The 25,998-nt window shown below is 72.9% G+C and carries 24 protein-coding genes; 14 read left to right on the plus strand and 10 right to left on the minus strand.

Translation table 11 applies throughout. The annotated features are described in order from the left end of the window. Window positions 1-96: 96 nt before the first annotated feature. On the plus strand, window positions 97-597 hold the full coding sequence (locus tag ACIA6C_RS11700; protein ID WP_190184063.1) for a hypothetical protein: 501 nt from the start codon (window positions 97-99) through the stop codon (window positions 595-597). A gap of 10 nt (window positions 598-607) precedes the next feature. Here ACIA6C_RS11700 and kstD read toward each other — a convergent pair whose 3' ends face one another. Then, window positions 608-2,401, minus strand: coding sequence for a 3-oxosteroid 1-dehydrogenase (gene kstD, locus ACIA6C_RS11705; RefSeq protein WP_399274799.1), 1,794 nt, complete (start codon window positions 2,399-2,401; stop codon window positions 608-610). A gap of 177 nt (window positions 2,402-2,578) precedes the next feature. Continuing rightward, the gene (locus tag ACIA6C_RS11710; protein WP_399274801.1) at window positions 2,579-3,703 is read right to left on the minus strand and encodes an aminoglycoside phosphotransferase family protein; all 1,125 of its coding nucleotides are present in this window, start codon (window positions 3,701-3,703) and stop codon (window positions 2,579-2,581) included. Window positions 3,704-3,934: 231 nt separating this feature from the next. Here ACIA6C_RS11710 and ACIA6C_RS11715 point away from each other — a divergent pair, with 231 nt between their 5' ends. Next, window positions 3,935-5,422 (plus strand): hypothetical protein, encoded by a 1,488-nt coding sequence (locus tag ACIA6C_RS11715; protein ID WP_399274803.1) that lies wholly within the window; start codon window positions 3,935-3,937, stop codon window positions 5,420-5,422. Window positions 5,423-5,560: 138 nt separating this feature from the next. Here ACIA6C_RS11715 and ACIA6C_RS11720 read toward each other — a convergent pair whose 3' ends face one another. After that, window positions 5,561-6,988 carry a SpoIIE family protein phosphatase gene (locus tag ACIA6C_RS11720; protein ID WP_366079763.1) on the minus strand — a complete coding sequence of 476 codons (1,428 nt, stop codon included), beginning with the start codon at window positions 6,986-6,988 and terminating at the stop codon, window positions 5,561-5,563. A gap of 192 nt (window positions 6,989-7,180) precedes the next feature. Continuing rightward, window positions 7,181-7,429 (minus strand): SCO4226 family nickel-binding protein, encoded by a 249-nt coding sequence (locus ACIA6C_RS11725; protein WP_399274805.1) that lies wholly within the window; start codon window positions 7,427-7,429, stop codon window positions 7,181-7,183. Window positions 7,430-7,731: 302 nt separating this feature from the next. Here ACIA6C_RS11725 and ACIA6C_RS11730 point away from each other — a divergent pair, with 302 nt between their 5' ends. From ACIA6C_RS11730 to ACIA6C_RS11740, 3 genes are all read left to right on the plus strand, one after another. Then, on the plus strand, window positions 7,732-9,960 hold the full coding sequence (locus ACIA6C_RS11730) for a molybdopterin cofactor-binding domain-containing protein (RefSeq protein ID WP_399274807.1): 2,229 nt from the start codon (window positions 7,732-7,734) through the stop codon (window positions 9,958-9,960). Window positions 9,961-10,001: 41 nt separating this feature from the next. Further along, the gene (locus ACIA6C_RS11735) at window positions 10,002-10,466 is read left to right on the plus strand and encodes a (2Fe-2S)-binding protein (RefSeq protein WP_366079766.1); all 465 of its coding nucleotides are present in this window, start codon (window positions 10,002-10,004) and stop codon (window positions 10,464-10,466) included. Window positions 10,467-10,585: 119 nt separating this feature from the next. Then, the gene (locus tag ACIA6C_RS11740) at window positions 10,586-12,535 is read left to right on the plus strand and encodes an APC family permease (RefSeq protein ID WP_399274810.1); all 1,950 of its coding nucleotides are present in this window, start codon (window positions 10,586-10,588) and stop codon (window positions 12,533-12,535) included. Between the two features lies 1 nt (window position 12,536). Here the strand turns inward: ACIA6C_RS11740 and ACIA6C_RS11745 are convergent, their stop codons facing one another. Together ACIA6C_RS11745 and ACIA6C_RS11750 are read right to left on the minus strand one after the other, a co-directional pair. Beyond that, complete coding sequence (locus ACIA6C_RS11745) at window positions 12,537-13,751, minus strand: PucR family transcriptional regulator (RefSeq protein ID WP_399274812.1); 1,215 nt, start codon at window positions 13,749-13,751, stop codon at window positions 12,537-12,539. A gap of 135 nt (window positions 13,752-13,886) precedes the next feature. Beyond that, entirely contained in the window at window positions 13,887-14,375 is a 489-nt protein-coding gene (locus ACIA6C_RS11750; protein ID WP_399274813.1) for a hypothetical protein, read from the minus strand. A gap of 213 nt (window positions 14,376-14,588) precedes the next feature. Between ACIA6C_RS11750 and ACIA6C_RS11755 the strand changes: the two genes are divergently transcribed. The 7 genes from ACIA6C_RS11755 to ACIA6C_RS11785 all read left to right on the plus strand — a co-directional run bounded on the left by ACIA6C_RS11755 (window position 14,589) and on the right by ACIA6C_RS11785 (window position 21,734). Beyond that, complete coding sequence (locus ACIA6C_RS11755; protein ID WP_399274815.1) at window positions 14,589-14,831, plus strand: helix-turn-helix domain-containing protein; 243 nt, start codon at window positions 14,589-14,591, stop codon at window positions 14,829-14,831. 272 nt (window positions 14,832-15,103) lie between these two features. Next, window positions 15,104-15,574: a hypothetical protein gene (locus ACIA6C_RS11760; protein WP_399274817.1), complete on the plus strand. Its 471-nt coding sequence runs from the start codon at window positions 15,104-15,106 to the stop codon at window positions 15,572-15,574. Continuing rightward, entirely contained in the window at window positions 15,571-16,365 is a 795-nt protein-coding gene (locus tag ACIA6C_RS11765) for a transcriptional regulator (RefSeq protein WP_399274819.1), read from the plus strand. Before ACIA6C_RS11760 ends, ACIA6C_RS11765 begins: the two co-directional genes overlap by 4 nt. Before the next feature lie 71 nt (window positions 16,366-16,436). Then, window positions 16,437-16,886, plus strand: coding sequence for a roadblock/LC7 domain-containing protein (locus ACIA6C_RS11770; RefSeq protein ID WP_329192958.1), 450 nt, complete (start codon window positions 16,437-16,439; stop codon window positions 16,884-16,886). Between the two features lie 109 nt (window positions 16,887-16,995). Further along, a complete protein-coding gene (locus ACIA6C_RS11775) occupies window positions 16,996-17,370 on the plus strand; it encodes a hypothetical protein (RefSeq protein WP_366079773.1) in 375 nt (124 codons plus the stop codon). Window positions 17,371-17,546: 176 nt separating this feature from the next. Further along, window positions 17,547-21,107 (plus strand): CDP-glycerol glycerophosphotransferase family protein, encoded by a 3,561-nt coding sequence (locus ACIA6C_RS11780; protein WP_399274822.1) that lies wholly within the window; start codon window positions 17,547-17,549, stop codon window positions 21,105-21,107. Between the two features lie 138 nt (window positions 21,108-21,245). After that, on the plus strand, window positions 21,246-21,734 hold the full coding sequence (locus tag ACIA6C_RS11785; RefSeq protein WP_366079775.1) for a VOC family protein: 489 nt from the start codon (window positions 21,246-21,248) through the stop codon (window positions 21,732-21,734). A gap of 87 nt (window positions 21,735-21,821) precedes the next feature. Here the strand turns inward: ACIA6C_RS11785 and ACIA6C_RS11790 are convergent, their stop codons facing one another. Continuing rightward, entirely contained in the window at window positions 21,822-22,547 is a 726-nt protein-coding gene (locus ACIA6C_RS11790; RefSeq protein ID WP_361137315.1) for a Sir2 family NAD-dependent protein deacetylase, read from the minus strand. A gap of 186 nt (window positions 22,548-22,733) precedes the next feature. On the opposite strand from ACIA6C_RS11790, the gene ACIA6C_RS11795 reads away from it, so the two are divergent. Beyond that, window positions 22,734-23,183, plus strand: coding sequence for a hypothetical protein (locus ACIA6C_RS11795; RefSeq protein WP_366079776.1), 450 nt, complete (start codon window positions 22,734-22,736; stop codon window positions 23,181-23,183). A gap of 121 nt (window positions 23,184-23,304) precedes the next feature. Next, window positions 23,305-24,147, plus strand: a complete 843-nt coding sequence (locus tag ACIA6C_RS11800) for a GNAT family N-acetyltransferase (protein ID WP_399274825.1) — start codon at window positions 23,305-23,307, stop codon at window positions 24,145-24,147. Window positions 24,148-24,201: 54 nt separating this feature from the next. On the opposite strand, the gene ACIA6C_RS11805 is transcribed toward ACIA6C_RS11800, so the two are convergent. The 3 genes from ACIA6C_RS11805 to ACIA6C_RS11815 form a co-directional block, all read right to left on the minus strand. Beyond that, complete coding sequence (locus ACIA6C_RS11805) at window positions 24,202-24,645, minus strand: subtilase-type protease inhibitor (protein ID WP_366079779.1); 444 nt, start codon at window positions 24,643-24,645, stop codon at window positions 24,202-24,204. Window positions 24,646-24,961: 316 nt separating this feature from the next. After that, window positions 24,962-25,423: a cyclic nucleotide-binding domain-containing protein gene (locus ACIA6C_RS11810; RefSeq protein WP_366079780.1), complete on the minus strand. Its 462-nt coding sequence runs from the start codon at window positions 25,421-25,423 to the stop codon at window positions 24,962-24,964. Window positions 25,424-25,581: 158 nt separating this feature from the next. After that, window positions 25,582-25,884 (minus strand): hypothetical protein, encoded by a 303-nt coding sequence (locus tag ACIA6C_RS11815; protein WP_361137310.1) that lies wholly within the window; start codon window positions 25,882-25,884, stop codon window positions 25,582-25,584. Window positions 25,885-25,998 lie beyond the last annotated feature (114 nt).

Here is a 25,998-nt window from a genome sequence, read left to right on the forward strand (position 1 = left end):
GCCGGCCCCGCCGCGGACCCCCGCCCCCCGGTCCCGCGCCGGGGCGGAAGCGGGGCCCCGGGCCGGAAAACGCGGTCGGCCACGTACCATGGCGGCATGTCCTTCCTCCGCCGCCACCGCGCCGCCACACCCGCCGGCCCGGACTTCGACGTCCTGGCCATGGACCCGGGGGACTGGCCGGGCAACCTCGGGGCCGGGCTGCTCCCCGCCCCCGACGGAAGCTGCCAGGGCGTCTTCCTGCGCTACGACCTCTTCGGCGGCCGCGGCCCCGCGATGATCATCGGCAACCTCCCCGAGGGCTCACCGGCCCGCGAGCTCGCCGACAAGCAGGTCCCCTTCGAGGTGGCCCAGCTCCTCGACGCCCTGGAGAACGACGAGGAGGTCGAGGTCACCGGGGTCGAGGACTGCCCCGTCATGCAGGGCGACAACCTCCTCATCGTGCGGAAGGTCAAGCTCTCCGAGGGCCGCATCAGCTGCGTGCAGTTCGACCGCAGCGACAACGTGCTGGTCACCATCGCGAGCTGGGACCGCCCCATCACCGATGACCTGTACGCCCTGCTCAAGCCCCTCCCGGCCGAGCTCTTCCAGCAGGGCTGAGCCCGGCCGCCTACGCGTCCGCGATGTCGTTCGCCGCTACGTAGCCGAACGTCATCGCGGGGCCGATCGTCGATCCGGCGCCCGCGTAGCTGTGTCCCATCACCGCCGCACTGGCGTTGCCCGCCGCCCACAGGCCCCGGATCACCGACCCGTCCGCCCGCAGCGCCCGGGCCCGCGCGTCCGTGACGATGCCGCCCTTCGTGCCCAGGTCCCCCGGGACGATCTTGAAGGCGTAGAACGGCGGCACCCAGACCGGCGCCAGGCACGAGTTCGGCTGGATGTTCGGATCCGTGTAGTAGTGGTCGTACGCCGTGTCACCGCGGTGGAAGTCCGGGTCGGACCCGCCCCACGCCTGCGCGTTGAAGCGGCCCAGCGTCGCCCGCAGGGCCGCGGCCGGCACCCCGATCTGCCCGGCGAGCGCGTCCCAGGTCCACGCCTTCTTCGCGGCCCCCGCCTCGTACCAGGCGTCCGGGAAGGGCAGCGTGGGCAGGAGGTCTTTGAAGAGGTACCTGTTGCGGTAGTTCTGGTCCACGATCAGCCAGGCCGGAATGTGCGACCCGGTCGCGCCCCGGTCCTTCTCGTACATGACGTGCACCACGTCGCTGTACGGGGCCGCCTCGTTCACGAACCGCGTGCCGTTCGCGTTCACCATCAGCCCGCCCGGCAGGGTCCGCTCCGCCAGGCAGAAGTACGGCTCGCCGGGCAGCGGGATCGACGGCCCCCACCAGGCGTCCTCCATCAGCGCGAGCGCCGCCCCGGCCCGCTGGCCCGCCCGGATGCCGTCGCCCGTGTTCTCCTTCGCGCCCACCGACCACTGGGTGCCGATCGGCTGCTGCTGGTACTGGGCCCGCATCGCCGCGTTGTGCTCGAAGCCGCCGGAGCCGATGATCACTCCCTTGCGGGCCCGCACGACGCCCCGGACGCCGTCCTTCTCGACCACCACCCCCGTGACGGTCCCGCCCTCCCGCACCAGATCCACCAGCGGGCTGTTCAGCCACACCGGCACCCCCGCCCGCATCAGGCCCGCCCGCAGCCCCGTGGCCAGTGCCTGGCCCATGGTCAGCGGTTTCTCCCCGCGCAGCGCGGCCGCCGTGCCGCGCGCCAGGCACTCCGCGGACACCGCCAGTCCCTTCGCGGTGACCGCCGCGAGGTTCAGCCACTTGTAGTCCTGGCTGAACACCACCATCCCGGCGGGCACCGGCATGTACGCCGGGTTGAGCCGGGCCAGTTCGGCGCCCAGCACGTTGCCGTCGATCTGGTCGGGTTCGACGGAGCGTCCGTTCGGCAGGCCGCCGGGAAGGTTCGGGTAGTAGTCGCTGTAGCCGTCCATGAAGCGGAACTTCAACGGGCTGTTGGCCATGACGAAGTCCAGCATCCGGGGGCCGTTGGCGAGGAACGCCCGCTGCCGGTCGGCCGGTACGTCGGGACCGACGACCGCCGCCAGGTACGCCGAAGCCTTCTCCGGGGTGTCCGGCACACCGGCCCCCAGGATGACCGAGTTGTTCGGGATCCAGATCCCCGCGCCGGAGCGGGCCGCCGAGCCGCCGAAGGTGGGGGCCTTCTCCACCACCAGCACGCTCAGCCCCCGCCCGGCGGCAGTGAGCGCGGCGGTCATCCCGGACGCCCCCGACCCGACCACAACGACGTCGTACTCGCCGAGCGGGACCCCGTCGGCTGCGGCGGCCGACGCCCGCGCGGCGGCGGCCGGCAGCACGGTGGCGGCGAGCACCCCGGCTCCGGTACCGGCGAGGACCGTCCGGCGGGCGGGCAGGGGAGCGCGTGCGTGATCGGACCGTGCGGACATGGCGGGCTCCGGGGGAGTGAGGACGGGGCGACGGCTCCGGCACGTCTGATGCCGAGTCAGAAACCTGTTCGCAGGATCATGTGATGTCAAGGCATCCGACGCCGCCGCCCCGGCACACGGCGAAGCGAGGCCCCGTGGCGGTGGGAGCCACGGGGCCTCGCGCATGAGGGGACGGCGTCAGCGGGTGCCGACCACCGCGCGGACCGCCCTGCGGGCCATCCCGCAGTCGTCGTGCAGCCGGCGCAGCAGCAGCCGCTGCTCCTCACCCGAGGACAAGGCGCCCGCGGGCAGCGGCTGCATCGGGGCGGTCGCCAGCATCGAGCGCTGCACCGCCGTCTCGGACATCCGGATCTCCCGGGTCAGGATCAGCATGAGGTTCACCAGGAACGCGTCCCTGACCGCCGGCCCCTGCTGCTGCGCCAGCCGGCTGATCTGGCCGCGCGCCGCCGGGGCGTCGCCCAGTACCGTCCACAGCGTGGCCAGGTCGTAGCCGGGCAGGTACCAGCCGGCGTGCTCCCAGTCGAGCAGCACGGGCCCGGCCGGGGAGAGCAGCAGGTTCGACAGCAGGGCGTCACCGTGGTTGAACTGCCACGGCGTCCCGGCCAGCTTGAGGCCGTGCAGCAGCTTCTGCAGGTCGCCGAAGTCGCGGTCGGTCAGCATCCCGAGCTGGTGGTCGCGGGCGATCCGCCGGGTGTAGTCCAGCGGGTGCCCGAACAGCTCGGGCGACGGCCGCCACTGGTTCACCCGGCACACCGCTCCCAGCGCCGCCCGTACGTCGGCCCGCGGCGGAGCCTCCACCGGGTGCCGCTGCAGGGCCGCCACCCGGCCCGCCATCCGCTCGACGACCAGGACGCAGTTCTCCGGGTCGGCGGCGATCAGCCGGGGCACCCGCACCGGCGGACGGTGCCGGACGAACGCCCGGTACGCAGCTATTTCGTGCCGGTACCGCTCGCGCCACTCGGGCGAGTGGTCCAGTAACACCTTCGCGACGGCGGTCATCCGTCCCGTCGTCCCCACCAGCAGGACCGACCGGCCGCTGCGCCGCAGGACCTGTACGGGCGCGAACTCCGGACAGACCCGCTGCACCGAGGCGAGCGCCGTGCGCAGTTGGGCGCCCTGCGGCCCGGACAGGTCGATTCTTCCGCTGAGCGGCTGGGCCCCGGCCCCGGGCATCCGCCGGGCCCGTACGGCGCCCTGCGCCGGGGCGGCCGGCCGGCCGGGTTCGAGGTAGGGGCCGCCGCCCGCCTGGAGCGTGCGGTGCGGCCGGACCGGGGCGGACACGGAGGACGTTGCTGCGTACATGGCGTTTACGGTTCCCTTCGTGCGCCGACGAGTTGCGTACGCCGCCCCGCCGGATCCCGTGCTTCACCCTGGGGAGTTCCGCCGGGGGCCGGGTCGGGGAGGCGCATTCCTACATGACACCCCGCCGTGGGTGGCACACCATCTGGCGGACCCTGGCGAACCCTGGCGAATAGTCGCTGGGCACCTGACGGCGGGCTACTGTCAACTCAGCCGAGAACCTGGGGGCTTGACGTGAGCAAAGGTCCAAACACCCGTCTGAACGACCTGTTCGGCCTGGCCGGCTGGTCCAAGGGCGAACTGGCGAGGATGGTCAACCGGCAGGCGGCCGCCATGGGCCACCACCAGCTGGCCACCGACACCTCGCGGGTGCGGCGCTGGATCGACATGGGGGAGACCCCGCGCGAACCGGTGCCCACGGTACTGGCAGCACTGTTCACCGAGCGGCTCGGTCGTGTCGTGACCATCGAGGACCTCGGGTTCGTACGGCAGCGGCGCACCGCGAAGCGGCAGCCGGAGGGGGCGCAGGAGAACCCCGACGGAGTGCCCTGGGCGCCCGAACGCACAGCCGCGGTCCTCACCGAATTCACGGGAATGGACCTCATGCTCAACCGTCGCGGTTTGATGGGCGCGGGAGCCGCGCTCACCGCCGGCTCAGCCCTCAGCAACGCCATGTACGACTGGCTGCACACCGACCCCGCCGCCGCCAAGAACGTGCACCGCTCCGGCGGAGTCGCCCACCAGGCCGATCCGGCCGCCTACGACCGCTACGAGGCGGCCCCGATCGGCTCACAGGAGATCGATGCCCTGGAGCGCTCCGTCGAGGTCTTCCGCGCCTGGGACGCCTCCAGGGGAGGCGGACTCCAGCGCAAGGCCGTCGTCGGCCAGCTCAACGAGGTGGGCGGAATGCTCGCCTACCACCACCCCGACCACCTCCGGCGCCGGCTGTGGGGAGTGGCCGCGAACCTGGCGGTGCTCGCCGGCTGGATGTCCCACGACGTCGGCCTCGAACCCACCGCGCAGAAGTACTTCGTCATCGCCGCGCACGCCGCACGTGAGGGAGGGGACCGTCCGAGGGCGGGCGAGGCGCTGTCCCGGGCGGCCCGCCAGATGGTGCACCTCGGCAAGCCCAACGAGGCCCTGGACCTGATGAAGCTGGCGAAGTCCGGTTCCGGCGAGGAGACCCTGCCGCGCACCCGCGCCATGCTCCAGACCATCGAGGCCTGGGCGCAGGCCGCCATGGGCAAGGGCCAGGCCATGCGCCGCACGCTGGGCGAGGCCGAGGACCTGTTCGTCTCGGACAAGGGCGACGTCCCGCCGCCCTCGTGGATGCAGCACTTCGACGAGGCCGACCTGCACGGGATGCAGGCGCTGGCCTTCCGGACCCTGGCCGACCACGAGCCCGCGGCCGCGCCGATCGCCCAGCGCCACGCCAGGGAGGCGCTGCGGCTGCGCGCCCAGGGCCACCAGCGCTCGCAGATCTTCGACTACATCTCGATGGCCTCGGCCTGCTTCATCGCCGACGACCCGGAACAGGCGGACCGGTACGCCCGTCTCGCGCTGGTGTCGATGAACGAGACGTCCTCGCACCGCACGTGGGACCGGCTGCGCGAGATGTACCGGCTCACCGGCCAGTACTCCGGCTACGCGCGCATCGAGGACCTGCGCGAGGAGATCAAGCTGGCCCTCCCGGACACCCCGAAGGCGGCGAGCCACGTCTGACCAGGGCGACGTCCGACCCGAGAGGTGCGACCCGGAGTTCCCACCCAGAGGCCCGAACAGGCAAAGGCCGCGCCGAGCGGCGCGGCCCGTAAACCTCGCAGACCGTTCTGCGTGGCCGACTCGGTCAGGAGGGCCCGGTCAGAGGCCGATCCGGGCCACGAGCACGCAGGCGTCGTCCTCGCGCTCGTTGTCCCCGAACTCCTCGGTCACGATCCGTACGCACTCCTGCGCCGACCGCGCCGTCGAGAACCGCGGGGCGAGCGCGAGCAGCCGCTCGGTGCCGTCCGCCCGGCTGAACTCGATGCTGCGCGGGGTCAGTCCGTCCGTGTGCAGGACCACCACGTCGCCCGCTTCGAGGCGTTCCTCCGCCTGGCCGTACACCGCCCCGGAGGTCGCCCCGAGCAGTACGCCCTCCGGCGGCTGGAGCGAGCGGCCCTGGCCGTCGCGGAACAGCAGCGGCGCCGGGTGGCCGGCCTGCGCCCAGGACAGCACGCGCCGGGCGGGATCGTAGCGGCAGCAGACGGCCGAGCCGAGGGCAGGCTGGACGGAACTCTCCAGGAGCTGGTTGAGCCAGCCCATCAACGGGCCGGGCTCGATACCGGCCATGGCCATCCCGCGCAGGGCGCCGAGCATCATCGCCATCCCGGAGGTGGCGGTCACACCGTGGCCGGTCAGGTCACCGACCGTCAGCAGCGAGCGCCCGTCGCTCAGTTCGAGCGCGTCGTACCAGTCCCCGCCGATCAGCGCGCTGGTGGCGGAGGGCATGTAGTACGCGGCCACGTCCAGGGCGCCGGTGCTGTCGTGCGGGAACCGCAGGGAGCCGCGCCACGGGGGGAGCACGGCCTCCTGCAGCTCGACCGCCAGCCGGTGCTCGGTCTGCGCGATCTCCCGGTGGCGCTGGAGGGAATCCCGGGACTCGCGCACCGCGCGCTGGCTGCGGCGCAGTTCGCTCACGTCCCGCAGCACGGCCCACATGGAAGCCGTGCAGCCGTCGGAGTCGAGTACCGGCTCGCCCCTCATGTGCAGCGTCCGGACCCGCCCGTCGGCCCGGACGATGCGGAACTCGCCGTCTATGGGCTTGCCGTCCACCAGGCAGTCGGTGACCATCGCGGTGAGCAGCGGCTGGTCCTCGGAGAACAGGGTCGAACCCAGCTCGTCCAATGGCAGCGCACCGGCCTCCGGTGACCGGCCGAAGATCTGGAAGAGTTCCTCGGACCAGGTCACCTCGTCCGTCAGCAGGTTCCACTCGGCGCTGCCGACCCGGGTCTGCCGGTCCTCGACCGTCGTCCCGGGCGCCACAGCCGGCGCCTCGACGGGCTGCTGCGGCGCGGGCGGCAGGCCTTCCTTGAGCTGGCCCAAGTGCTGGCCCAGGTCGTCGAGGTGGTGGACCGCGAGATCGCACAACGCGCGCTGCCAGCGGCCCTGGGCGTCGTCGTCGTCCACGACGGTGTCGCGGCGCACGGCGTCCACTTCGCCCCGCAGCCGCCGGGTCTGCGAAATCAGTGCGTCCACCGACCCCGGCTCGGGCGGCTGCGCGGGACGGTCCGCGAACAGATGGGACGGCATGAGAACTCCGATACAGGCGCGGCACGGCCATGAAGGAAGGACCGGTTACGACTGTTGCACAGGCCGGCACGGCCTGTAAGGCGTTTGGCAACATCCGCAACAGGGTTGCTCAAGGCATATGCCGTGGGCCTTCGGGGCCTCCTTCGTGTGTACGAATGTTTCCGGTCACGGCGGCCACCAGCCGCCGCGGCCCTACACCATCAGCGGCACGGGGTGGATCTCGTTCGCCGGGTGCCCGGTCCGCTCGTGGATGCGCTGCACCGCCTCGGCCGTCGGCGCCTCCGACAGGCAGTACACCGTGCCCGACTCCGGGTCGGCCCAGGCCTGCTTGAAGTGCACGCCTTCCTCTCCTTCGATCGCCAGGTCCGCCTGGTGGGCCTCCATCAGCGCCTCTGCGGTGATGCCCTGCATGCCGGTGTGGATGTCCATGAACGTGGCCATCGCCCCACACCTCCTCGCTGTCGCGGTCAGGTCCGGTTTCTGCATCTTCCATAGTCCACCTGCGGCCGGAAAACCGCTGTCCGGCCGCGAGGAGTCGAGCGTACGCACGAGGGGTGCGAGCCCCCGGAGTGCTCCAAGTGCCTCCGGGCGCCGGTCATCACCCGGCGGCGGGACCGCTCGAACGAAGGACCCCGCTCCGGGCTACCGCTTCCCACCCCACCCCCTGATCGCTACCCTACGTGTCGGTAATGAACTGGAGCGGCCACCGCGGTGGATCCGTGCAAGGCGGGGGACACGACGACATGACCGGGCACAGCCCCACCTCCGGCCGGAGCCGGCGCTCCTTCCTCATCCACCTCGTCGCGGCCCCCACCCTCGCCCTCCTCACCCGGGCCGGATCAGACGTCCTCGCCCCGCAGCCCGCCGCCGCCGCGATACCGACGCTGCCCGCCATCGCCGACCTGGTCGACCTGGGCGACCTGTTCATCCTGGCGGGCGCCCCCACCTCCGCGCTGCTCGCCCTCGCCGTCGAAGCGGACGGGACCATCCGCTTCCGCCTGCCGCGCGAGGAGGTCGGCCAGGGCCTGACCACGGCCGTCGCCGTCCTCGTCGCCGAGGAGCTCGACGCACCGCTGACCGCCGTTCGCGTCGAACTCGACGACGCGCGTCCCGAGTTGCTGTTCAACCAGCTCACCGGCTCCTCCAACTCCATCCGCTCCCTCTACGGGCCGGTCCGGCAGACCGCCGCCACGGCCCGGGCCCGGCTGGTCGCGGCCGCCGCCGCCCGCTGGGGACTCCTCCCCTCCGCCCTGACCACCGCGAACGGCGTCGTGCGGGCCCCCGACGGCCGCACCGCCGGCTACGGGAGCCTCGCCGCGGCGGCCGCCGACCCGGCCCTTCCGGTCCTCGGCGTCACCCCGAAGCCGCCGGCCCGGCACACCCTCGTGGGGAAGCCCGCCGGGCGGATCGACGCCCGCGCCATGGTCACCGGCGCCCAGCGGTACACCCTCGACCTCGACGTACCCGGCGCCAAGCCGTGCGTCGTACGCCGCCCGCCCACCCTCGGCGGCAGCGTCCGCGCCGTCGCCAACCGCGCCGCCGTCGAGGCCATGCCCGGGGTCCTGCACGTCGTGACGATCCCGACCGGGGTGGCCGTCGTCGCCGAGACATTCGGCCAGGCCCTCGACGCCAAGGCCGCACTCCAGGTCACCTGGGGCCCCGGCCCCGCCGACCGGCTCTCCGACGCCCAGGTCCGGGAGCGGCTGCGGGCCGTCAACCCGCCGCCCCTGCTGCCGCCGCTGCTCACCCCCTACGTCGACGCCGAATTCGACTTCGCCTTCGTCAGCCACGCGCCCATGGAGACCAACTCCGCCGTGGCCGACGTACGCGAGGACCGCGCCGAGATCTGGTCCGGGCTGAAATCCCCGATCGTGGCCCGCGAGAGCATCGCCGCCGACCTCGGACTGCCCCTGGACAAGGTCACCGTGCACGTCGTCCAGGCCGGGGGCTCCTTCGGCCGGCGGCTGTTCTTCGACGCCGCCCTGGAAGCGGCCCGGGTGTCCAAGGCCTGCCGCCGCCCGGTACGGCTGATGTGGACCCGTGTCGACGACACCCGCCACGGACGGATGCGCCCCGCCACCCACCACCGGATACGCGCCACCTACGCCCTCGGCGAGGTACTGAGCTTCGAGCACCGCGTCGCCGCCGCCGAGACCGACTTCCGGCACGGCCTCGGCGAGATCATCACGGCCACCGCGGCCGGCCTGCCCTCGGGCCTGGGCAACGCCACCCTCGCCCAGACGCTCTTCCTCACGACCGTCAAGTCCCCGTACCACTTCGGACTCACCACCCAGTCGCTCACCGAGGTGCCCACCGGAGTCCCCACCGGCTCCTGGCGCTCGGTGTACTCCGCCAACACCCGCGGCGCCGAGGAGATCGTCGTCGACGAACTGGCCGCGCGGACCGGCAAGGACCCCTACCGGTTCCGGCGCGCCTTCCTCAAGACCGACGCCCAGCGCGCCGTCCTGGACAAGGCCGCGCGGGAAGGCGAATGGGGACGCCCGATGCCGGCCGGCTGCGCCCAGGGCATCGCCTTCCACGAGGAGTACAAGTCCCGCACCGCCTGCCTGGTCGAGATCGACACCCGGGACCCGCGGCACGTCCGCGTCACCAAGGCGGTCGTCGTGGCCGACGTCGGCCTGCCCGTGAACCCGCGCGGTGTCGAGGCCCAGATGATCGGCGGCCTCACCGACGCCATCTCCACCACGCTGCGCGCCGGCCTCCACCTGGACAACGGACTCCCGCTGGAGGGCAGTTACAGCCAGTTCCACTGGGCTCAGCAGCGGGACACGCCGCGTGACGTGCGGGTCTTCGTGCTCCCCGCGACCGGTACGGAGCCGGGCGGCGCGGGCGAACTCGGCGTACCCGCCGCGGTGGGGGCGATCGCCAACGCGTGGGCCCGCGCCACCGGTTCGAAGCCGCGCTCCTTCCCGCTCTCCTTCGACGTCGACTTCACCCCCTACCCGCGCTAGGCCGTCCTCGTCCCCCCGCCCCGCCAGTTCAGGAGCCCGCCGTGCCCTCGCACACCTTCACCGTCAACGGTCAGAGCGTCACCGTCGACGCGCCCGACGATCTGCCCCTGCTGTGGGTGCTCCGCGACATGCTGGGCGTGCGCGGGCCGAAGTACGGCTGCGGCGTGGACGTCTGCAAGGCCTGCACCAGCCACCTCGACGGCGCGGACGTCCGCCCCTGCGTCGTGCCGGTCTCCGCCTGCGCCGGGAAGACGGTCACCACCATCGAGGGGCTGGCCGACGGGGACGAGCTCCATCCGGTCCAGGAGGCCTGGCTCGAACAGGACGTCTCCCAGTGCGGCTTCTGCCAGCCCGGTCAGATCATGGCTGCCGTCGCCCTGCTGCGGCGCACCGCCACCCCCACGGACGAGGACATCGACGCCATCGCCAACATCTGCCGCTGCGGCACCTACTTCCGCATCCGCGAGGCCATCCGCAGTGCGGCGGCCAAGATGCGCTCGGCTTAGGCCGTCCAGCGGCGACGGCCTTGACCGTCCCCCACCCGGTCGAGGGCGCGCGCCACCCGGATCCGGGACACAGCACCGATAGAGGCTTCAATGCGCCGAAAATGGCTGATCATGCCTGAATGAGGCGTATCAATGCGAAACGCGTGCTGGTGGGTGAGCCGCTCGACACCGCGCGACTGGGTGAGACGCTCCTGCCCAAGCGGCTCGCCCTGCCGATCTTCTGCAGCGACCCCCTCTCCTCGGTGGCCTACGCCACCGAGGAGATCCTGCTGACCCTCGCCCTCGGCGGCGTCGCCCTGCTCCACCTCGCCTGGTACGCGGCCGCCGCGATCGTCTTCCTGCTGGTGGTGGTCGTCGCCTCCTACCGCCAGACCTGCCACGCCTACCCCGGCGGCGGAGGCGCGTACGTCGTCAGCGCCGAGAACCTCGGCCAGAGCGCCGCGCTGACCGCCGCCAGCGCGTTGCTGGTCGACTACGTGCTCACCGTCGCCGTGTCCGTCGTCTCCGGCGTCGCCGCCATCACCTCGGCCGTCCCCGCGCTCAACGACCACCAAGTCCTCCTCTCGGTCGGTTTCGTCGTGGTGCTCACACTGATGAACCTGCGCGGCGTAAGGGAGTCCGGGCGGGTCTTCGCCGTCCCGACGTACGGGTTCGTCCTCGTCATCTACCTCATGTTCGCGGTCGCCGCGTTCCGGATCGGGACCGGAGACACCATCCGGGCCGAGTCCGCCACGCTCCCGATCACCGCCGACGGGACGTACACGGGGATCGCCCTCGTGCTGCTCGCGATGCGCGCCTTCGCCTCCGGATGCACGGCGCTGACCGGCGTCGAGGCCATCAGCAACGGCGTGCCCGCCTTCCGCAAACCCAAGAGCCGCAACGCCGCCACGACGCTGGCCGCGATGGGCGCCCTGGCGGTGACCATGTTCATGGGCATCACCGTCCTCGCCATGGTCTACGAGGTCCACGTCGCCGCCGACCCCACCGAGCTCGGCCTGCCACCGGGAACGGCGATGTCGACCGCGCTCGCCCAGATCGGCCGGGCCACCTTCGGTGACTGGCACGTCCTCTTCTACCTGCTCCAGGCCGTCACCGCCGGCGTACTCGTCCTCGCCGCGAACACCGCCTTCAACGGGTTCCCGATGCTCGCGTCCATCCTCGCCCGGGACCGGTACGCGCCGCGCCAGCTCTACAACCGCGGTGACCGGCTCGTCTACTCCAACGGCATCGTGCTGCTCGCGCTCGCCGCTATCGCCCTGATCGTCGCCTTCGACGCTCAGCTGACCCGGCTGATCCAGCTGTACATCATCGGCGTGTTCGTCTCCTTCACCCTCTCCCAGTCCGGGATGGTCCGGCACTGGAGGCGCGAGCTGGCCTCGCCCGCGACCCCGAGGGAGCAACGGATCCACATCCACCGCCGGCTCGCCATCAACGCGGTCGGCGCCACCCTCACCGCACTGGTCCTGGTCATCGTCCTCATCACCAAATTCACCCACGGCGCCTGGCTGGTCTGCATCGCCATGCCCGCCCTGTTCCTGGGCATGAAGGGCGTCCGCCGGCACTACGACGCCGTCACGCATCAGGTCGCCGTCCCCGCCGGGGCCCAGCCCCGCAAGCCCGCCCGCCACCACGTCCTGGTGCTGGTCTCCTCCGTGCACGCCCCGACGCTCAAGGCGCTCGGTTACGCGCAGGGCCTGCACCCGGACACCCTGACGGCGGTGTCGGTGGCCGCCGACGAGGACGACATGCGGCGGCTGCGCGAGGCCTGGGCGGACCACGCCCCGGGGATCAGCCTCAAGGTGCTGCATTCGCCCTACCGCGAGGTCGTCGGCCCGATGATGGCCCACATCCAGGAGCTGGCGGCCGCCGACGGCGGCGACATGCTGTCGGTCGTCATCCCCGAATACGTGGTGGGCCACTGGTGGGAACAGCCCCTGCACAACCAGAACGCGCTGCGGCTCAAGGCGCGGTTGCTGTTCACACCGGGCGTCGCGGTGATCGACGTGCCGTACCTGCTGGAGTCGGCGAAGGCGGGGGAAACCGACGGGACCGGGGTGCCGGTCGGGTAGTTCAGCCGGCGCCGTGCTGGAGCACCGCCGTGTGCGCCAGCGCCAGTTCCACGACCTGCGCCGGATCGGACAGCGACCGTCCGGTGAGCCGCTCCAGCCGGCGCAGCCGGTTCGAGACGGTGTTGCGGTGGCAGTACAGGCGCTGCGCCGCGTACGTGGTCGAGCCCTGGCAGGCCAGCCAGGTCCCCAGGGTCGCCAGCAGCACCCGGCGGTCCTCCGGCGGCAGGTCCAGCACCGGCCCCAGCACCACCCGGCGCAGCCGGTCCGCGAGTTCGGTGTCGGAGGCGACCAGCGCCGCCGGGAGCCGCTCGTCCAGCAGCGTGGCGCACGGCCCGCCCGCCGCCGGGGCCGTGCGCAGGGCCAGCTCCGCCAGCCGCCGGGCGCAGGCCAGTTCGGCGGGGGACCCCACCACCGGACTCACCCCGGCCCGCGCGCCGGGCGGTGCGAGCAGCTCCCGTACGGATTCCAGCGGGTGGTGGCCCAGCTCCACCAGCCCGTTCTCGCCATCGGCGCGCACCCGCCACCACACGCGCGGGGCGCCGGCCGCACCCGGGGCGGCGGGCCCACCCGGGGCTGCGACCACGGCCGGGGCGGCGGGGACCGGGCCGGGAAGGGACCCGCCCGGCCCGAACGCGATCACCGCGAACCGGCCCCGCTCCGGGAGCCCCAGCCGGACGGCGGCGTCCGCGGCCTCCCGGGCCGTCCCCCTGCCGTCCAACAGCGCGTCGAGGAGGACCGCCCGGCGCTCCCGGTCGCGGTCGGCGCGCGCGGCGTCGGCATCCCGGTACCCCTCTGACGCGGCGTCCGACATCCGCTCTATCACCTCCCACAGCCCGGCCGCGCCCGGCAGCAGCCTCGGCAGCACAGCGGGGTCGTGCGCGGCCGCCGCTTCGGTCAGCGCCTGCCACAGCAGCCGCCCGGCCCGCCGGTATCCGCGCAGCAGGGACTCCAGCGGCAGCCCCCGCACCGCCGCCTCCGCCCCCTCGCCGTGAGCCGTGCGGGCGCAGGCGGGATCCACCGGCAGCCCCCGCGAGTCCCGGTCCAGCCCCGCCAGGGCCTGCTCCAGGATGCGGTGGATACGCTCCCGCAGCTCGGGCCGCCCGATCAGCGCGGCGTACCCGGGGTCCTCGGCCAGCGTCCGGTCGGTGAGCCGGTCCGCCGCCACGGTGATCCGGCGCCCCAAGTCCTCGCGCATCTCCTCGATGAGCCGCTCCATGCCGGGCAGCGTGACACGCGCGGGGGCGCGGTGGGGAGCCCCGCGAGCGACCGCGTCCCCGCCGCCCCCGGCACACCACCGCCGAGGCCCCTTCCCGTGGCGAGGCAAAATCCGGCCGTCTCGCCCGCGCCTGAACTAGCGGCCCGCCGACTCCGGTTGGGGTATGCCCAGGCCGGCGAACAGGTCCTGGGCGAGGTGCTCGGTGAAGACGGCCGACTCCGTCAGCGCGCGGCGGACCGCGGCCTCGTCGGCGGTGAGTCCCGCCGACGCCGACCACGCCAGGGCGGCGCACACCGCCGGGAGCACGGGGAACTCGTGCACGGGTATCCCGTAGTCCACCGCCTTGGCGCGATCGAGCAGAGCCCGCCAGCGGTGCCCGTCCGGCGCGGTGGCCTCGACGAAGCCGACGTCACTGTCGAGGAATTCCACCGCCACCACCGGCGCGTCCACGAGCCGGGCCAGGCGCGCCACACCCCGCCGGTCCGCCTCCTCGAACTCCGCCGACCGCCAGCCGGCCACCGCCGGGGCCGACGCCTCGACACCGGTGAAACCCGCGGCTGCCATCAGGCCCGGCAGCCGTCGCGCCGCGGACCGTACGACCAAGGACCCCCCTGAGTTACCCATGCCGACAACGGTACGGCGGCCCACTGACAACCACTTCGAGGTCCGGACCCGCAGCGGGGAGCCTCCCGCGGCCCCCCCCGAGGGAGATTCCGCTTCCCGGGCGCAGGGCGGTGGTTGATCTTATGCTCAGGTTTACGCGAGTCAGCTGGTTTTGTGGCCGGTGAGCGACTTTGATGGGTTTGCCAGCCTCGTCACGGAGCAGGGGGACTCACCATGGGCACCGAGCACACCCACAAGGACAACGCACCCACCCTGATCGGTTCCGTGCAGCGGGCGCTGCGCCTCGTGGAGGCGATGCACGCGGAGGGCGGCGCGACCGCCAAGCGGCTCTCGCGGATCACCGGGATCCCGCTGCCGACCGTCTACCACCTCTTGCGCACCCTCAGCCATGAGGGGTATGTACAGCGCGAGGGAGGGGCGTTCCGGCTCGCGGACGACCTCCCGCTCGCGTCGTGAGCCGGCCGTCCTGAGCCGGCCGTCGTAAGTCGGCTGCCGTAAGCCGGATGTCGTACGTCGGCTGTTGCGATCAGATCATCATGATCAAGCCGTCATGATCCGGCCCCCGTGATCAGAAGCTGACACGTTCCGGCCAAGCTGGCACGTGCTACCGCGCATGTTCCAGCGGAAAATGCCAGAACGCCTTTTCGCTCTGCGGAAGTTGAGTAAGTTCCCTCCTGTCGCGCCGTACGACCGTGCACCCAGCACGTCCAGCCGGGAGGGGAGCCCGCGTGCCCGGGATCGACGAATGTCTGCTCGAAGCCATGGCCCTGCCCGGTGCGCGGGGCGCCGCGCTGGTCGACTGGAGCAGCGGACTGGCGCTCGGTACCGCGGGGGACTCGCCGGTGGGCGACCACGAGACCACCGCCGCCGAAACCGCCGAGCTGGCCCGTGCGGCCGCCGAGTACGAGTCCTTCGCCCCGGCGGAACCCGCGCCGGGAACGGGACCCGGCCCGGGCGCGGGACCGGTCGCGGGGACGGCCTCCGGCCCCGGCGCGGGATCCGGCCCGGGCACCGCCGCAGGGCCGCCCGTGGAGGACCTGATCGTCACCACCCGGACCGGCTACCACGTCCTGCGCTTCGTGGAGACCAGCTTCGACAGCAGCGTCTTCCTCCACCTCTGGCTCGACCGCGCCGACGGCAACCTGGCCCTCGCCCGGCACAGACTCCGCACCCTCGCCGAGGGACTGGTGCTCAGATGACCGCCGCCACGGCGACCCCCGCCCCCGCCACCGCCGTCTCCCCGCTGCTCACCCGCCTCGCCGCCGAGCGTGCCACCGGCGCCCTGCTCCGCGACCGCGGCACGCTCTTCCTGGAGCACGGCCGGGTCGTGCACGCCGAGAGCCCCTCGACCCCCGGCCTCGGCGTCCTGCTCACCACCGGCGGCGGCCTCGCCCCCGAACGCTGGAACGAGGCCATCAGCCAGGCCGGAGCCCGCCGCCAGGTCGCCCGGTTCCTCGTGGACAGCGGGGGCCTGGCGGACGGGGAGCTGGAGATTTGCCACCTCGCCGCCATCTTCGACGCCGCCTTCTTCGCCCTCTCCCCGGGCAGCGGCCCCTCGCGGTTCCGGCGCGGCGCCACCCACTGGATCGGCTCCGTGCGGTCCGTCCCGGCGGCCGCCGTCGAGCGGGAGACCCGGCGGCGCCGTGAACTCCTGGACGCGGTGTGGCCGTACCCCCTGCTGGACACCGCCCCCGTGGTGCCCCGCCCGGCCGCCCCCGGCCAGACGGTCACCGCCCGCCAGCGCCTCCTGCTCCGGCAGGCCGACGGGGTGCGCACCCCCGCCGACCTCGCCTGGGTGCTGGGCCGCCCGGCCTTCCACACGCTGCTCGACGTCCGCAGGCTCGCGGCAGCCGGCCTGGTCGAGACCCCGCACGAGGCCGCCCCGGCACCGGTCGCCGGGGCATCCCTGCCCGACTGGATGACCCAGACCCAGACCCCGGACGTGGCGCTGCTCCGCCGGTTACGCGACGCACTGGAGGCAAGCCTGTGAGGCTCCCGCTGCGACCGGTCCTGCGCGCCGACCGCTCCGAGCGCAGGCAGCCCGAAAGGAGGCCGGCCGAGATGAGCACGGTGATGGTGACCGCCGAGACCGAAGCCGAGATACGCGCGGAACTCCGGCGCCTGCGGGCCCGCGTCCCCCAGCTCACCGGCGCCCTCGCCGCGAGCGCCGACGGCCTCGTCCTCGCCCACGACAGCGCCGCCGCGGAGGCCGAATCCGTCGCCGCGCTGACCGCGGCGGCCCTCGGCGTGGCCCAGCGGCTCAGCGACTGCACCGGCCAGGGCGGCTTCCGCGAGCTGCTGGTCCGTGGCGAACACGGCTACGTCGCGACCTACGCCGCGGGGGAGGCGGCCGTCCTCACCCTGATCGCCGAGCCACGCGTCAACGTCGGCCGGCTCCACCTGGAGGCCCGCCGCTCCAGTCTGCGCATCACCGAACTCGTCGAGCACGGCCTCGGCCGGCGCGGAGGCCCGGTGGCCCCGCCCATGCCGACCGAGGCGCCGTCGCCCTGAGTTCCGCAGGACCACCACGACGGACCACCGCGACCGGACGTCCGGGCGCAGCCACTCCCACAGCGACAGCAGACGACGACAGCAGGAACGACAGAGAAAGGCAGCACTCATGGCCAACGTGGAGACCGCCCTCAAGGAAGCCACCACCACCATCGACGGCGCGCTCGGCGCCGCGCTGGTCGACTACGGCAGCGGCATGGCGCTCGGCACCGTCGGCGGGGGCAAGGACCTCGACCTCGGGATCGCCGCGGCCGGCAACACGGACGTCGTGCGGGCCAAGGTCCGGACGATGGAGATGCTCGGCCTCAACGACGAGATCGAGGACATCCTGATCACCCTCGGCAGCCAGTACCACCTGATCCGGCTGATGAGGGCCCGCAGCACCGGAGGCTTCTTCCTCTACCTCGCGCTCGACCGGGGACGCGCCAACCTCGCCATGGCCCGGCACCAGCTGAAGAAGATCGAAAGCGAGCTGGAGATCTGAGGAGGACCCGCGAGGGTCGCGACGGCGCGGTGGCGGGCGGTTGAATTCTTTGCCGTCCGCCCGGCGACCAGGGGCGATATGTCCGAGGATGGGCGGACTTTATCATCCCGTTACCGAGTAAGATGCTCTAATCGGTTGATCATCAACAAAGCAAAAAGCTGGAGAACCTGCCACCCATGCCCCCGCGCCTGAGCATCGTCGTACCGGTCTACAACGTCGAGCTCTACCTCGACGAGTGCCTGGAGTCCATCGCCGCCCAGACCTTCGAGGACTTCGAGGTCGTCCTCATCGACGACGGATCCACCGACGCGAGTGCCGCGATAGGCGAGGCCTTCGCCGCGCGGGACGACAGGTTCCGACTGGTCCGGCAGAAGAACGCCGGACTCGGTGCCGCCCGTAACGCGGGTGCCCGTCACATATCCGAGGGCAGCGAGTACCTCGCCTTCGTCGACAGTGACGACACCATGCCGACGGACGCCTACCAGCGGCTGATCGAAGCCCTCGACGAGACGGGTTCCGACTTCGCCGGCGGCAACGTGCTGCGCTTCCGCTCCGTCGGCATGCAGCAGTCCTGGGGCCACCGCGCCCCCTTCGCCACCACCCGGCTCAAGACCCACATCTCCAAGTTCGCGCCGCTGGTCACCGACCGCACCGCGTGGAACAAGGTCTACCGGCGCAGCTTCTGGGACGAGCACGGCTTCCAGTACCCGGAAGGCATCCTCTACGAGGACGCGCCCGTCAGCATCCCCGCCCACTACTTCGCCACCAGCGTCGACGTGATCAGCGACGTCGTCTACCACTGGCGGGTACGCGAGACCGGCGAGCGCTCCATCACCCAGCGCTCCACGGACCCCGTCTCCGTGATCGACCGCGTGACGTCCATCCGCATGGTCCGCGACGCCCTGAAGGGCAAGCAGGGCGAGAAGTACGCCCGGTACCTGCGCGAGTACGACCACAACGTGCTCAGCGAAGAGCTGCCGCTCATCTACAAGTACGTCGGTGAGGGCGGCCCCGAGTTCCGGGCGGCGTTCGTCAAGGAGGTCGGCGGCCTCATCCGGGAGATCGGCACCGGGCCCTGGTCCGACCTCACCGTCGCCGACCGGCTCAAGGCCTACCTCGCCCGCGAGGGCCGCGTCGAGGAGTTCATCGCCCTCAACAAGCACCAGAGCGACTACTCCTACAGCGTCCCGGTCAAGGGCCTCGCCCGCCCGCAGGCCGACTACCCCTTCCTCACCGCCCCCGTCCCGCCCAAGCTCCTCACCCTGGGCCCGCGCGAACGCCGCGTGGTCAGCCGTCTGGAACAGGCCGCCTGGAGCGACGGCAAGCTGCTCCTGCGCGGCTACGCGCTGCCCGGCCACCTGGGCGCGGAGAGCCGCCTGGGCTCCCGCAAGATGCTGGTCTTCCGCGAGCAGGGCAAGCGCCGCCGCAGCGTGGTCTCCGCCCGCACGGTCGCCTCCCCGATGGCCACCGTCAACGAGTCGCACCTCGCGCTGCGGCACGCGGACTGGGCCGGCTTCACCGCCGTCGTCGACCCCACGGTCTTCCAGACCGGCGGCACCTGGAACGACGGCACGTGGACCACCTCCATCGCCGTCACCGGCGCCGGCGGCCTGCACCGCGCGCGCCTGCGCGGCGGCGACCACGACAGCGGCCACAACCCGCCCGCTTACTGGGCCACCCCCGACGTCCGGATCGTCCCGACCGTCGCCGGCGCCCTGACCATCAAGGTCGAGGTCGTCCGTGCCCGGGCGCTGGACGTACGCCCGTCCGGCGACGACGCCGTCGAGGTGTCCGGCGAGCTGTCCACCGAGGTCGGCCGGGGCGCGTCCCTGCGCGCGACGCACGTCGGCAGCGACAACACCCTCACCGTCGCGCTGGACACGGCGGACGCCGCCGGGAACGGCCGCGTCCCCTTCACCGCCGTCCTGCGCCTGGCCGAGCTGGCCGACGTGCCACTGCCCGGACCCGGTGAGTGGGGCCCCCAGGCGTGGAACCTGTCCGTCGTCCGCGCCGACGGCACCGAACACCCCCTGACCCTGGACGAGCGGGGCGGCTTCACCGGACTGGTCGTGCCGGTGCCCGGCGACGCCACCGGCCGCGCCGTCTTCGCCAAGCGCGGCACGTCGGGCCACCTGGTCCTCTCCGTCCAGGCCTCGCCGCCCCTCGTGGACACGGTCACCGCCAAGAACGGCACCCTCACCCTCGCGGGCAGCTTCCTCGCCCCCGCGGACGCCGCCGACGAGCCGTACGAGCTGGTCCTGCACAACCACCACGGGAGCGAGTTCAGCTACCCCGTGACCCGTGACGGCGACCGCTTCGAGGCCTCCTTCGAACCGGTCCTGCCCGAGCCGTACGCCGGCCGCACCACCCTCCCGCACGGCCGCTGGTGGCCCACGCTGCGCCCGGTGAGCCAGGGCGGCACCACCGCCGGCCTGCTCGGCGTCGACCGCGGCGCGCCGCTCCAGCTGCTGCCGCCGGTCCTCTTCTCCGGACCGCACCACATCACCGTCGACGGGCGCCGGATGCGCGTCGAGGCCCGTCTGTACGACCGGCTGGTCCTGAACAGCGACCCGCTGATCAGCCCGCACGACCGCTCGCGGTACGCGCAGCGCGTGGCCCGCGACATCACCTACCCGGCCCAGTCCGCCCTGCCGGTCAAGGACATGGTCGTGTACGAGACCTTCCAGGGGAACGGCGCCGGCGACTCGCCGCGCGCCATCCACGAGGAACTGGTGCGGCGCGGCGAGAAGCTGGACCACGTCTGGCTGGTCCGCGACGGCCGCGCCGAGGTCCCGTCGACCGCCCGCGCCGTGCAGTACGACAGCCTGGAGGCCTGGGACGTACTGGCCCGCGCCCGGTACTACGTCGTCAACGACAGCGTGCCGGGACACTTCCGGCGCCGCCCCGGGCAGACCGTCGTACAGACGTGGCACGGAACGCCGTTGAAGCAGATCGGCCACGACTACCTGCACGACTACTACACGAGCCCGGAGGCGCTGGACGCGCTGCGGCACGACGCCGCCCAGTGGTCGCTGCTCGCCTCCCCGAGCTCGTACGCGACCCCGGTCCTCAAGCGCGCCCTCGGCTACGACGGCGAGATCATCGAGTCCGGCAGCCCGCGCACGGACGCCCTCGTCCGCCCGGACGAGCAGCGCGTCGCCGAGGTCCGGCGGCGGCTCGGCCTGCCCGACGGCAAGAAGGTCGTCCTCTACCTGCCGACCTGGCGGGAGAACCGCGAGGGCTGGTCGAACGGCTACAAGCTGGACCTGCAGATCGACCTGGACGCCGCCCGGCGCGAGCTCGGCGAGGACCACGTCCTGCTGGTCCGCGGCCACCACAAGGTGAATGAGCAGGTCCGCGAGGGAGCCAGGGACGGGTTCGTGATCGACGTGTCCCGCTGGCCCGACACCACGGACCTGCTGCTCGTCGCCGACGTTCTGATCTCGGACTACTCGTCCGCGATCTTCGACTTCGCGCTCACGGACCGGCCGATCCTGCTGTTCACCTACGACCTGGAGCACTACCGCGACACGCTCCGCGGCTTCACCTTCGACCTGGAGAAGAAGGCCCCCGGGCCGCTCCTCGCCGACTCCGCGAGTCTGATCGAGGCCGTCCGCAACGCGGACGCGGTCGCCGCCGAACACGCCGAGGCGCGGGCGGCGTTCCGTGCCGAGTTCTGCGACCTGGACGACGGCCACGCGGCCGGGCGCGTCGTCGACCGGATGCTCGCCTTGTAACCCGTACGAGTGCATTACCCGAGGGACACAGACCGGTCCCCGGCCCACCGATGAGTTCCGGGCCGGGGGCCGGTCTGTATGTGTGAGACGGCATCCGGCACCCGGGTCCGTCGTGCGCACCCACTCTGGAGGGCAGTCATGAGCAGCAGCACCGGCTTCACCACGTGCCTGTGGTTCGACGGCGACGCGGAGGCCGCCGCCGACTACTACCTGTCCGTCTTCAAGGACGGCAAGCGCGGGCGCACCGTCCGCAGGAACGAGGCGGTGCCCGGCCCGGCCGGTGAAGCGCTGTCCGTCGAGTTCGAGATCAACGGGCAGAAGTTCATCGGCCTCAACGGCGGTCCCCAGTTCCCCTTCACCGAGGCCGTCTCGTTCATGATCCACTGCGCCGACGAGGCCGAGGCGGACTACTACTACGACGAGTTGAGCGGCAACGGCGGCCAGGAGTCGGCCTGCGGCTGGGTCAAGGACAGGTTCGGGCTGTCCTGGCAGGTGGTCCCGGCCGGCACCCTCGACCTGATCGCCGACCCCGACCCGGGACGGGCCACGCGCGCGACGGCCGCCATGATGACGATGAAGAAGCTGGACGTGGCCACGATGCGCAGGGCGGCCGACGCAGAGGGGTGAGCCGAGGGCGGCCGGAGGCCCCGAACAGGACCGGATCAGCCACGGGCCAGGACCAGCCGCCGGCTCGGATCAGCCACCGGGCCCGGATCAGCCGCCGATCCGGGCCAGCAGCGCCGGCAGGGCCGTCCCGATCGGCTCACGGACCACCTCGTCCGCGAGGGAGTCGTACGGGGTCTCCTGCGCGTTGACGATGATCAGGCGGGCCCCCGCCTCGGCGGCCATCCCGGCCAGCGAGGCGGCGGGCTGCACCTGGAGGGTCGACCCGACGGCGATGAACACCTGGCACCCCTTCGCCACCGCCACGGCCTGCCCCAGCACCTCGGGGTCCAGCCGCTGACCGAACATCACCGTCGCGGCCTTGAGGATCCCGCCGCAGGCACGGCAGGCGGGATCCGGCTCCCCAGCGGCGACCCGGGCCAGCGCCTCGTCCATCCCCGACCGGGCGTGACAGGCCGTGCACACCACCGACCGGGCCGTGCCGTGCAGCTCGAACACCTTGCGCGCGGGCATCCCGGCGAGCTGGTGCAGGCCGTCGACGTTCTGGGTGATCACCCGCACCGGCGTACCGCCGCGCTCCAGCTCCGCCACCGCGAGGTGCGCGGCGTTGGGCCGGGCCCCGAGGGCGCCGATCTCGGCCCGCATCAGCCACGACCGGCGCCGGACGTCCGCATCGGCCATGTAGGACGCGTACGTGACGAGCTTCTCGGCATCGGGCTCGCGACGCCACAGCCCCTGCGGACCCCGATAGTCCGGGATCCCGGACTCGGTGGATATCCCGGCCCCACTGAACACTGCGACGAGCGGCTTCCCCATGAGCCGACCCTACGCAGACCACCCCCGGCCCGCGAACCCGTTTTCCCGGCGCCCGGCCCGCGCGCACCCCCCCGGCCGGAGCGGGGGAGGGGCCCGAAGGCCACAGTGGTGAATCCCGCCCCCACTGGGGTGAGGTCCCCGCCGCGTCCCGCCCGGCCGGACCGCGCGGACGGCTACAAACCGGACATGAAGCTGACCCCTCACCTCCCCGGCGCCCTGCTGCTCACCCTGGCCGCCCTCCTGGTCCCGACGGCGGCCGCAGCCCCCGCGCTGGCCGACGCGCCGCCGTTCGGCGACATCACCGCCCTCGCCCGCCGCCACACCGCCGCCCAGATCAGCGGCTTCCTGACCGGCTTCTACGGGGCCCACGGCCCCTCCGCCCACGACCGCCGGCACCGAGTCTCCCAGCAGCTCAGGGACAAGCAGCGGAACAACCCTGACACCGACGTGCTGCTCTGCGCCCAGAGCGAACCCAACCGCATCACGGTCGGCCCGGCCACCGTCGCCCAGAACGCCGGCGTCGGCTGGGCCACCGTCACCACCCACTGGGACGGCGGCGCCACGGACACCTTCACCGCCTACGTCCGCCTCGACAGCCGGCCGATCCGGGTGGACGACGTGATCTGCGCGGGCTGACCAGGGGCGCGGGAGCCCCGCACCGGGAGGCCGGTCCTGCCGCCCCACCGCTCTCCTGACGGGAGACCGGGCCGGGCGGGCGGGGCTGTGTGGGCGCGGTGGTGTCTGGTAGAACACCGGCATGACGGGCTTCGAGATCAACGGCGCGAGCGCCGGCGACATGGAACTCATCCGCTCCTGGGCAGAAGAGGAAGGCTGGAACCCGGGTGTCGGCGACCGTTTCGCCTTCGCGGTCGCGGACCCCGGCGGGTTCCTCGTGGGACGGCTCGACGGGGAGCCGGTGGCCTGCATCTCGGCGGTCCGCTACGGCGCCGGCTTCGGGTTCGTCGGCTTCTACATCGCCCGGCCGGCGGTGCGCGGCCGGGGGTACGGGATACGGCTGTGGAACGCCGGGATGGAACGGCTCGACGGGCGCCTCGTCGGCCTGGACGGGGTGGTCGAGCAGCAGGACAACTACCGCAGGTCCGGGTTCCGCCCTGCCTGGAACAACGTCCGCTACGAGGGGGTCCCGGCCGCCGGTGACGACCACGGGGTGCGGTTGGTGGACGCCGCCTCGCTGCCCTTCGCGGAAATCGCCTCCTACGACCGCCTGTTCTTCCCGGAGGCCCGGGACTCCTTCCTCGCGGCATGGACCGGGCTGCCCGGGCGGACGGCCCTCGCCGCCGTCCGGGACGGACGGGTCGAAGGCCTCGGCGTGGTCCGCCCGGGCAGTGCGGCCGCCAGGATCGGCCCCCTGTACGCGGCCGGCCCCGAGATCGCCGCGAGCCTGCTGCGGGGGCTCGCGCGGCACGCTCCCGGCGGGCAGGTCGCCGTGGACGTACCGGACGCGAACCCGGCCGCGGTCGAGCTGGTGGCCGGGCTGGGCCTGGTCCCCACCTTCGAGACCGCCCGCATGTACACCGGACCGGCGCCGGAGGTGGACCTGTCCGGCCTCTACGGGGTCACGAGCCTGGAACTGGGGTGAGCCGGACCGGGCGGCGGTCGCACGGCGCCGCCCGGCAGGATCTCGCGCCCCGTCCTACACGTGGAACAGGACGCCCTCACTGCTGCGCAGCTCGCACGGGTTGGCGAAGGTATGCGAGTAGTTCAGCCGACGGCCCTGCCACACTCCGTCGGTCGTCACCGTCACCGGGTTCCACTCCCTCGTACACCGCACGTTCGCACGGGGCGCGGTCAGCGCGTCCGGCGCGCCACCGGTCGCCCGCAGTTCCGCGCACGCCGTTGCCGGGTCCGGGTGCGTGCCCGCCGGCCGCGGGGCGCACACCAGCGTCACCGCGCGCATCACCGTCGCCTGGGCGGGGTCCTCTCCGCTGGCGACGCTGACCACGAGCGCCGACGGGGCGTAGAGGGTTTGGGCTCCGGTAGGCGCCGCGTCGGCGGCTCCGGACCCGGCCAGCGCGGTGAGAGCGGTGAGCGCCATTGCTCCGGAAGCCAGTCCCAGACTCCTGCTGATGGACCGCATTTCGAACACTCCTCGGGGTTGTCGTGCCGGATAACGGACGGGAGTCTTGCCCATGCGGCGCCAGAACGCTCGTTCGGGCCGCGATTTCACGTCACCGTTCGTGAGCGAATGAGCGCAGTCCGCAGCCGTGACGGTCCGTTGACCAGTGCGAACGGAGAGCGCCGAAACGGCCGAAGAAGCCCGCTTCCGAGGGGCTCATGAGGCGCGAGGGGCCGGCCCCGCACCCCGCTGACCGGCGGCGCGGGCCGCGGAACGGGGCTCCGGAGCCCCCGCGGGGCCCGGTTCGGCGGGGCGGGGGACCGGCGGGCCCAAGGGGTCAGCGGGTCGCGGGGCTGCGCGGCGCGTACAGGTCGAGGAGCCGGGTGCGCGTCTGCTGGAGCCGCATCGCCAGCACGCGCCCGACCCAGTGCCCGATGGCGGAACCGAAGGCGGGGTCGGCGTCCATCAGCATCCGCACCGTCGGCGCGTCGAACTCGTACGCCCGCACCAGGGTCATCGCCTCGGCGCTGAGCTGCCAGGCGTACGGCGGGAAGAGCCAGGACCAGCCGACCAGTTCACCCGTGCCGAGGCTCTCGATCGGCGCGGCCCGGCGACCCGGGACGGGAAGCTCCAGGGTGACGGTGCCGGAACGCACGATCCAGAAGGAATCCGCCCGGCCGCCCTCGTCGAAGATCCGGGTGCCCTCGCGGAAATTGACCTCACGGGCCAGGGCCATGAGCCGCCCGCGATGCTCGGTGGACAGCACGGCGGCGAGCCGGATGGGGGAAGGTGTGCTCACGACGGCCTCCGATCACGACCCCCCACAACGGTGCTGCTCACCTCAGTGTCGCCGACTCCGGCGCAAGGGGCGGTGCGACGCCTCGGCACCCGTGCCCCGCCCCCGTGGCGGCCCGCTCCGGACCTGTCGGCCATCCTCTGCGCAGGGGGCGCGACGGCTCAGTCCTCGGCGCTCGCCTCCAGGCAGGCCAGCTCCATCGCGTCGAGGACCGCCTCATGGCTGCGCCGGCTCAGCTCGGCCACGTTCTCGATCTGAGCCGTCGCCCAGGCGGCGAGGGTCATCACGAGGACCCGGAGCCCGTCGGTGCCGTGCTCGGCGAGGATCGCGTCGGCCACGATCATGGCCTCCTCGGGGACCTGCTCCGGCGGCTCCAGCCCGGCCAGACCCCGCAGCATCGCGAGGGTCCGCCGGGAGATCTCCGGTGTCATCCTCGCCAGCCGCATGTCTTCGTCGTCGTCCATCCGCCCACCTCCGGTGCCGTGCCGAACGCCTCAGGGCACGGTAGAGGGGCGCGGGGCCCCGCGGGGCGGTTTTCCCCGGGGTGCGCCCGGGCGAACGAACGCGCCGGGGCGCGG

It is taken from the genome of Streptomyces sp. NPDC051578 (assembly GCF_044454045.1).
Taxonomy (GTDB): domain Bacteria; phylum Actinomycetota; class Actinomycetes; order Streptomycetales; family Streptomycetaceae; genus Streptomyces.